This window comes from Pseudonocardia halophobica (assembly GCF_050948485.1).
Classification (GTDB): Bacteria; Actinomycetota; Actinomycetes; order Mycobacteriales; family Pseudonocardiaceae; genus Pseudonocardia; species Pseudonocardia halophobica.
In genome coordinates, this window is the sequence record NZ_CP192046.1 from 4,198,096 (window position 1) to 4,206,085 (window position 7,990).

The 7,990-nt window shown below is 75.4% G+C and carries 9 protein-coding genes; all 9 read right to left on the bottom strand.

Annotation, left to right across the window (positions count from 1 at the left end; genetic code table 11):
• Nucleotides 1-2: 2 nt before the first annotated feature.
• Genes ACQP04_RS20065 through ACQP04_RS20105 form a run of 9 tightly spaced genes read right to left on the bottom strand, consistent with a single transcriptional unit; the run spans nt 3 to nt 7,928 of the window.
• Complete coding sequence (locus ACQP04_RS20065; protein WP_433502094.1) at nt 3-920, bottom strand: siderophore-interacting protein; 918 nt, start codon at nt 918-920, stop codon at nt 3-5.
• Nucleotides 917-1,132 (bottom strand): MbtH family protein, encoded by a 216-nt coding sequence (locus ACQP04_RS20070; protein ID WP_433502095.1) that lies wholly within the window; start codon nt 1,130-1,132, stop codon nt 917-919. Before ACQP04_RS20070 ends, ACQP04_RS20065 begins: the two co-directional genes overlap by 4 nt.
• Nucleotides 1,129-1,383, bottom strand: a complete 255-nt coding sequence (locus tag ACQP04_RS20075) for a phosphopantetheine-binding protein (RefSeq protein WP_433502096.1) — start codon at nt 1,381-1,383, stop codon at nt 1,129-1,131. The genes ACQP04_RS20070 and ACQP04_RS20075 overlap by 4 nt, the downstream gene beginning before the upstream one ends.
• Nucleotides 1,380-2,045, bottom strand: a complete 666-nt coding sequence (locus ACQP04_RS20080) for an isochorismatase family protein (protein WP_433502097.1) — start codon at nt 2,043-2,045, stop codon at nt 1,380-1,382. The genes ACQP04_RS20075 and ACQP04_RS20080 overlap by 4 nt, the downstream gene beginning before the upstream one ends.
• A gap of 5 nt (nt 2,046-2,050) precedes the next feature.
• Nucleotides 2,051-3,679, bottom strand: coding sequence for a (2,3-dihydroxybenzoyl)adenylate synthase (locus ACQP04_RS20085; protein WP_433502098.1), 1,629 nt, complete (start codon nt 3,677-3,679; stop codon nt 2,051-2,053).
• Complete coding sequence (locus tag ACQP04_RS20090) at nt 3,676-4,896, bottom strand: isochorismate synthase (RefSeq protein WP_433502099.1); 1,221 nt, start codon at nt 4,894-4,896, stop codon at nt 3,676-3,678. Before ACQP04_RS20090 ends, ACQP04_RS20085 begins: the two co-directional genes overlap by 4 nt.
• A gap of 57 nt (nt 4,897-4,953) precedes the next feature.
• Nucleotides 4,954-5,724, bottom strand: coding sequence for an SDR family oxidoreductase (locus ACQP04_RS20095; protein WP_433502100.1), 771 nt, complete (start codon nt 5,722-5,724; stop codon nt 4,954-4,956).
• Complete coding sequence (gene entS / locus ACQP04_RS20100; RefSeq protein ID WP_433502101.1) at nt 5,721-6,977, bottom strand: enterobactin transporter EntS; 1,257 nt, start codon at nt 6,975-6,977, stop codon at nt 5,721-5,723. The genes ACQP04_RS20095 and entS overlap by 4 nt, the downstream gene beginning before the upstream one ends.
• 3 nt (nt 6,978-6,980) lie before the next feature.
• The gene (locus ACQP04_RS20105) at nt 6,981-7,928 is read right to left on the bottom strand and encodes a Fe2+-enterobactin ABC transporter substrate-binding protein (protein ID WP_433502102.1); all 948 of its coding nucleotides are present in this window, start codon (nt 7,926-7,928) and stop codon (nt 6,981-6,983) included.
• Nucleotides 7,929-7,990 lie beyond the last annotated feature (62 nt).

Consider the following 7,990-nt stretch of genomic DNA (forward strand, 5'->3'; position numbering starts at 1 on the left):
GGTCAGCCGTCGTGGTCGTCGTGGTCGTCGTGATCGTCGTCGTGGCCGTGCCCGTGGCCGTGCTCGTCCTCGTGGTCCTCGTCGAAGTCCGCGACGCCCCGCTTCCAGTAGCCGGTGACGTCGCTGTCCTCCGGGCCGAGCCCGAGGTCGTTCTTCACCCAGCGCCGCAACGGTTTCAGCGTCGTCGCCTCGCCCGCGAGCCACACGTAGAGCCGCTCGCCGTCCGGGACCGGGACCGCCCGCACCACCCGTTCGAGCAGGTCGGACCGCCCTGCGGGAACGTCGCCGCGGTGCAGCCACCGCACCTCGACGTCCTCGGGGGCGGTGAGCGGGATCTCCTCGGCCGCGTCGCGGACCTCGACGAACGCCCAGCCGGCCGCCGTGCGCGGCAGCTCCTCGAGCCACCGCGCGATCGCCGGGAGCGCCGTGATGTCGCCGGCGAGCAGGTAGCGGTCGTAGGCGTGCGGCACGATCAGCCCGCCGGGCGGGCCGGCGACGTGGATCCGCTCCCCCGGCCGCACGGCCTCCGCCCAGTCCGAGCCCAGCCCGCCCGGGTGGAGCGCGATGTCGAGGTCGATCTCGCCGGCCTCGGCGTCGTAGCGGCGGACCGTGTACTCGCGGGAGACCGGGAAGGGCCGCGGCCAGTCGAGCATCACGCCGTTCTCCACCGGGAGGCGCAGCCTGCCGTCCTCGTCGGGGAAGATCAGCTTGACGTGCTCGTCGGGCGAGTGGCTCTCGAACCCGGCGTGCCCGTCGCCGCCGAGGGTCACGCGGACCAGCCCGGCGCCGATGCGCTGCGTCCCGCGGACCTCCATCTCCCGGATCCGGATCGGGTACGGCACCTTGGCCGCCACGGTGCCCGCCCGGACCTCGGCGAGCCGCTCGCGGTGGCGGGTGCGGTCGTCGGTGCGCCGGGTCACGTGACCCCCATCGCGTCGCGCAGCGACCGCGGCCGCAGGTCGGTCCAGTGCTCCTCGACGTACGCGAGGCAGGCGTCGCGCCCGTCCGGCCCGAACACCGACCGCCATCCCGCGGGGACCTCGGCGAAGTCCGGCCAGAGCGAGTGCTGCTCCTCGTCGTTGACGAGCACCCGGAAGGTGCCCTCGGCGTCGTCGAACGGGTTGGTGCTCATGCGTTCCCCCCGATCATCTTCTCGATCACCACTGTCCAGTGGCCCAGCTCGGGCTGCTCGGCCAGATCGGGGAACTCCAGTTCGGTGGCGCCGGCCTCGCGCCACTTCTCCACCAGCGACATCAGCCGCACCGAGTCGAGGCCGCGGTCGAGGAGGTCCTCGTCCGGGTCGATCTCGGCCGGGTCGCAGGCCAGCAGCTCGGCGACGTCGGCGCGGAGCCGGTCGGCGGTCAGGGGGGCGGCGGTGCTCATCGGGCGGCTCCGGCGGGGACGGCGGCCAGCGCGGCGAGCACGTCGGCCGTGGTGGTCAGGGCCCCGCAGCGCTGCGCGACGTACTCGCAGGCCTGGTCGTGCCGCGCGCGGGAGAAGTCGGCGACGCCGTCGGCCACCAGGAAGGGGGCGACGTCGCGCATGAACGCCTCCAGCGCCGTCGCCTGGCAGCCGATGTGCGCGTAGATGCCGGTGATCAGCAGCTGGTCGCGGCCGGCGGCGGCGAGCCGCTCGGCGAAGTCGCTGCGCTGGAAGGCGCTGTAGCGCCACTTGGTCAGGACGGTGTCGCCCGGCGCCGGCGCCAGCTCGTCGACGACCTCCTCGGCCTGCGGGTCGGCGTCGATCACGGCGCCGATGCCGTCGCCCCAGAACTCGGTGAGCAGGCCGCGGTCGGCGGCGGCCTGCCGGCCGGGCTGGGCGGTGTAGAAGACCGGGACGCCGCGCTCGCGGCAGGCGCCGATCAGCGCCCGGATGTTCGCCGTGACGTCCGGGACCGGGGCACCGGCGTAGGGCGCCAGGAAGTACCGCTGCATGTCGTGGACGAGCAGCGCGAACCGGTCGGGGTCGGGCCGCCAGTCGACGCGCCCGGCGGGTAGCTCGGCCGCGCCGGGCAGCGCGTAGGGCGAAATGCTGGGCAGAGACACGGTGCTCACCCCTTCTGGTCGGGTTCGAGCGCGGCCAGCTCCGACAGGGCCGCCCGCAGCTCGCGCTTGCTGGTCTTGCCGACCCCCGTGACCGGGAAGGCCGGGACGATCTCCACGAGGTCCGGCACCTTGAACGCCGCGATCCCGCGCTGCCGCACGAACTTCCGCAGTTCCGGCGCCGTCGGCGCGGCGCCCTCGGCGGGCACCACGTAGGCGCAGGTCCGCTCGCCGAGGTACCGGTCCGCCACGGCGACGACGGCCGCGTCGAGCACCCCGGGGTGGGCCATCAGGTGGTCCTCGACCTCCTCGGCTGCGACCTTCTCCCCACCCCGGTTGATCTGCTCCTTGGCCCGCCCGACGACCTCGATGTGCCCGGACGGGTTGCGACGCACCAGGTCCCCGGTGCGGTAGAAGCCGTCCGCGGTGAAGGCGGTCGCGTTGTGCGCGCCGGCGCGGTAGTAGCCCCGGATCGTGTACGGACCGCGGGTGAGCAGCGCCCCGGTCTCCCCGGGCGGCACGTCGCGGTCCTGCTCGTCGACCACGCGGATCTCGTCGTCGAGCGAGATCGGCCGGCCCTGGGTGCCGAGGATGAATTCCTCCGGGTCGTCCAGCCGGGTGTAGTTGACCAGTCCCTCGGCCATGCCGAAGACCTGTTGCAGCGTGCAGCCCAGCGCCGGGCCGATCCGGGCCGCGAGCTCGCGCCCGCACTTGGCCCCGCCGACGAGCAGGACCTCCAACGACGACAGGTCGCGCGTGGTCCGCGCCGCCGCCTGGACCCACGCCGCGGCCAGCGGCGGGACCACGCCGGTGATCGTCACGCGCTCGCGCTCGATGAGCCGGAACGCGGTGTCGGCGTCGGGCCGCGGGGACAGCACCGAGGCCGCGCCCGCGTGCAGCGCGCCGAGCACGCCCGGGGAGCTGAGCGGGTAGTTGTGCGCCACCGGGAGCGCCGCCAGGTACACGCTGTCCGGCCGGAGCCGGCAGATCCGGGCACTCTCCCGGACGCTGTAGAGGTAGTCGTCGTGGGTGCGCGGGATGAGCTTCGGCAGGCCCGTGCTGCCCCCGCTGAGCTGGAGGAACGCGACGCCCTCCGGGTCCGGGTCCGGCAGCTCGCGCGGGGCGGTCCCGGCCAGCTCGGCCCACTCCGGGGTGTCGAGCACGAGCACGTGCTCCACCGACGGGACCTCGTCGGCCACCGCCCGGGCGGTGGCGGCGTGGTCGTGCCGCTCGTGCACCCCGAGCGTCACGATCGCGGCGGCCTCGGCCTGGCCGGCGAAGTGCCGCAGCTCGGACTCGCGGTGCGCGGGCAGGGCGAACACCGGCCACGCGCCGGCCCGCCACAGCCCGAAGACCACCGCGAGGAACTCCGGCACGTTCGGCAGCTGCACCACGACCCGGTCGCCGGCGCGGATCCCCCGTGCGACGAGCCCGGCGGCGATCCGGTGGGCGCGGTCGTCGAGCTCGGCGAAGGTCCACCTGGCTTCCTCGCCGATGACCGCGGTCCGCCCGGCGTGGGCGGCGGTGAGCGAGGTGAGCAGCGACCCGAAGGTCTGCCCGCGCCAGTACCCGGCCGCGCGGTAGCGTGCCGCGACCTCCGGGGGCCAGGGCGTGTGGTCGAGATCCGGAAGGGTCACTCGTCCTCCATCCCGATGGCGCGCAACAGGGTCCGGAACTTGGCGCTGGTCTCGGCGAGCTCCGCCTCGGGCTGCGAGCCCTCGACGATCCCGGCGCCGGCGAAGAGCCGGACGGTCCGCTCGCTGACCTCGGCGCTGCGGATCGTGACGACCCACTCGCCGTCGCCGTCCGTGCCGGCCCAGCCGACGAGCCCGGTGAAGTAGCCGCGGTCGACCGGCTCGAGGTCGGCGATCACCGCGCGGGCCTCCGGCACCGGCACGCCGCAGACCGCGGGCGTCGGGTGCAGGGCCTCGGCGAGGGCGAGCGACGACACCGCGGGACCGTCCGGGAGCCGGCCGGTGATCCGGCTGGACAGGTGCCACATGGTGGGCGTGCCGATGACCTCGGGCTCGGCCGGGACGTGCAGGTCGGTGCAGAACCGACCCAGCACCTCGCCGACCTGCGCGGCGACCAGGGCGTGCTCGCGGCGGTCCTTGTCCGAGGCGCGCAGCGCGGCGACCCGGCGGCGGTTCTCGGTCTCGGCCTCGGCCGACGTCCCGGGAACGCGCGGCAACGACCCGGCCAGCGGGTTGGCGACGACCTCGCTCCCCCGCCGCGAGACCAGCAGCTCCGGGCTGGCCCCGACGAGCGTGCGGGTGGCCGGGTCGCCGGGCGCGGTGACGTCGACGGCGAAGGCGTGCGCGGTCGGGTTGGCCCGGGCCAGCCGGCGCAGCAGCGCGGGGACCGGCACCTCCTGCCCCGCGGTCAGCTCCAGGCAGCGGGCCAGGACGACCTTGCGCAGCCCGCCGTCGTCGATGAGGGCGAGGGCGCGCCGGACGCCGGCCTCGTACTCCTCCGGCGCGGGCCGCTGGCGCACCGCCCAGCCCTGCAGCGACTCGGCCGGCCCGGGCTCGGCCGGCGGGGCCGCGCCGAGCGGGTCCGCCCGCCGCACCACCGCCGGAACGACCAGGCTCGACTCGGCGTCCGGACCGAAGCCCAGGGCCCCGACGACGAGCGGGTCGCGCACGCCCGCCGCGCCGGCGGCCTCGAGGGCCTCGGCGACGGCGGTCGCGCGCGGCCCGGATCCCGTGGGGACCGTGGCGTGCACGCCGTCCGCCAGCAGGGCACCGCGGGTCGAGGAGTAGAAGAACGAGCCCGGCAGGTAGGCGGCGAGGAGGTCGGACGCGCGGTGCCGGGGCGCCGGGCGCGGCGGCCGTTCCAGAGCCGGTGTGGTCACGGTGGTTCCTCTCGTGGGGGAGGCGAGGAGGACAGGGAGCTCGACCCGAGGCGCTCGTCAGGTGCCGAGGGTGGCGCCCCCGTCGACGGTGAGGGACTGCATCGTCACGTGGCGGGAGGCGTCGCTCGCCAGGAAGAGGACGACGTCGGCGACGTCGGCGGGATCGGCGATGCGCTGCAACGGGATCCCGAGGCGGTACTCGCCGGGGGTGCCGGTGATCACCCGGTCCTTGGTGGACTCGTCCGTGGGGTCGGCCCACATGCCGCGCAGCATCGGGGTGTCCGTGGAGCCGGGACACACGACGTTGCAGCGCACGTGCGGGGCCAGCTCGAGGCCGAGCGCCCGGGTGAGCGCGGCCGCGGCGGCCTTGGAGGCGGAGTAGGCGGCCATGCCGGTGCGCGGCGTGACCGCGGCGTTCGAGGCCACCGTGACGATCGAGCCCGCGCGCCGGGCGAGCATCCGGCGGCCGACGGCCCGCCCGGTGTTCCACACGCCGATGGTGTTCACGGCGAGGCTCTCGGCCAGCGCGGTGTCCGGCAGGTCGAGGACGCCGCCGGTCCGCAGCACGCCGGCGACGTTGGCCAGCGCGGCGATCGGACCGACCTCGGCCTCGGCGCGGTCGACCGCGGCCTCGACGGCGGCCGGGCCGGTGACGTCGGCGACGAGTGCGAGCGCGGTGCCGCCGTCGGCCCGGAGCTTCTCCGCGGTGACCTCGACACCCTCGTCGCGGTCGAGCAGCGCGACCGGCATGCCGGCGCGGGCGAACGCGGCCGCGACCGCGGCCCCGATCCCCTGCGCCGCACCGGTGACGAATGCGGAACCGGTCATGCGGACACCTCCGGATCGATCGGCTGGGGGTCGTCGGTGGCCCGCCACAGCGAGCCGAGGACGCCGACCAGCAGCACGGCGAGCACCACCCCGCCCAGGCCGTAGACGAACAGTGCGGTGTCCGGGGCGAACCAGCGGCCGAGCAGGCCGGCGAGGATCGAGCCCACGGACGTCCCGACGACGACCTGGGCCTGCCAGAGGCTGGAGATCCGGCCGCGCAGCTCGTCGGGCGTGTTCTGCTGCAGCACCGCGAAGCGCAGGATGTCGGTGAGCGCGCGGCCGAGCCCGTGGCCGGCCAGCGCGAGGAAGGCGACGACGGCGCCGCCCGCCACCCCGAGGACCGCGATCCCGGCGCTCATCACGGCGACGGAGGCGAGCAGCGCGATCCCGCTGCGCCGCACGCGGCCGGTCCAGCCGCTGGTCAGCGAGCCGAGCACCGCGCCGACGGCCGGCGCACCGTAGAGCAGGCCGAGCACCTCCGGTCCGGCGCCGAGGGTCTGGTCGACGTAGGCGGGCAGCAGCACGGTGGGCCCGCTGACCAGCATGGTCAGCAGCCCGACGACGAGCACCGCCCGCACGACCCGGTGCCCGGCGGCGTACCGCAGCCCGGTCACGAGGGCCCGCAGCGGCCGCTCGTGGGTCTCCCCCGGCGCCGGCGAGGGCCCGATGCCGCGGATGAGGCCGACCGTCAGCACGGTCGCCACGGCGGCCACCAAGTAGGTGGTGGCGATGCCGCCGGACGCGATGATCACGCCGGCGACCGCCGGGGACGCGATGGTCCCGAGGTCGGTGGTGAGCGCGGTGAGCGCCCCGGCCGCCGCGAGCTTGTCCCGCGGCACGATCGTGGGGATGACGGCCATCAGGGCGGTGCCGCTGACGCCGCCGGCGAACCCGTCGATCGCGGAGGCCACGTAGACCACCGCGAGCGACGGCTCCGGGAACAGGGCGTTCACCCCGAGGACGACGAAGGCGAGGCCGGCGGCGGACCGGGCCAGCTGGATGGTCCGCCGCCGCTCGAACCGGTCGACCAGCACGCCGCCGCCGATGCTGCCCACGAACAGGCCGATGCCCATCGTGGTCGCGACGCCGGCGACGTGCAGCGAGGACCCGGTGAGCGCGTAGGTCTGCGCCGGGACCGCCACGACGAGCAGGCCGATCCCGAGCAGCGACACCAGCCGCGCGGCGAACGCGAACCGGAACGGCCGGCTCGTCCGCAGCGGCGAGGTGTCGATCACCAGCCCGCCGAGTCTCACGGGTCAGAACTCCTGGTCGATCACGGTCAGGGTGTTCGTGGCGCCGTCGAGGTCCGGCCGGTAGCTGGTGGCCGGGAGCTCGTGGACCTTGCCCGCCTGGAACGCCGGCAGCGCGGCGTACAGCGGGTCGGCCCTGAGCTGGTCGACCGTGCGGCCGGACAGGTTGATCACGAACGCCTGCGGGGCGTCGGCGACCTTGCCCAGCAGCTCCGGGCTCACCTCGAACGAGTCCCCGCTGCCGTAGAGCTGCGGGTTGCCGGCCTTGGCCAGGACGCCGTCCATCGTGAAGCCCAGCGCGGCGAGCTGCTGGGGCAGCGCCGCGGTCTCCGGGATCAGGTACGGCTTCTGGTTGGGCAACGACAGCAGGATCGCGAACGGCTCGGCCGGGACCTGGATGGCGCCCTTGACCTGGTTCAGCCTGTCGTCGTAGCCCCGGATCAGGGCGTCGACCCGGTCCCCGCGGCCGGCGGCGTCGGCCACCTGGCGCAGCTGGTCCTCCCAGCCGGTGACCGTCGTCGGGACGAGGACGGTCGGGGCGATCGCCTTCAGCTTCTCGTAGTTCTCCTTGGCCTGGACCGCGGTGATGCCCTGGCCACCGCCGATGATCAGGTCCGGCCGGGCGGCCGCGACGGCCTCGATGTTGAGCTGCTCGCCGGCCGGGAGGGCCTCGGTGTTCGCGGCCCGGGCCTTGTCCGCCCACGCCGGCGGGAACCCGCCGTCGAGGTCGGTCACGCCGAGGACCCGGGTGTCCGTGGCGACGACGGGGGCGTCGACGGCGTAGAGGTAGCCGCCGAACCCGCCCGACAGGTTGACGATGCGGTGCGCCTGAGCGGGCACCTCGACCGGGCCCTGCTCGGTCTGGACGGTGCGTGGGCCCGCGGGGGCGGGGTCCGCCGACTCCGTCGGGGTGGACGAGCAGCCGGCCGGCGCGAGCAGCGCGGCTGCGGCCACTGCGACCGTGACTCCCCAGCGTCGGGGTGTCCGGGACAGCCTGGACATCGGTCCGTTCGGTC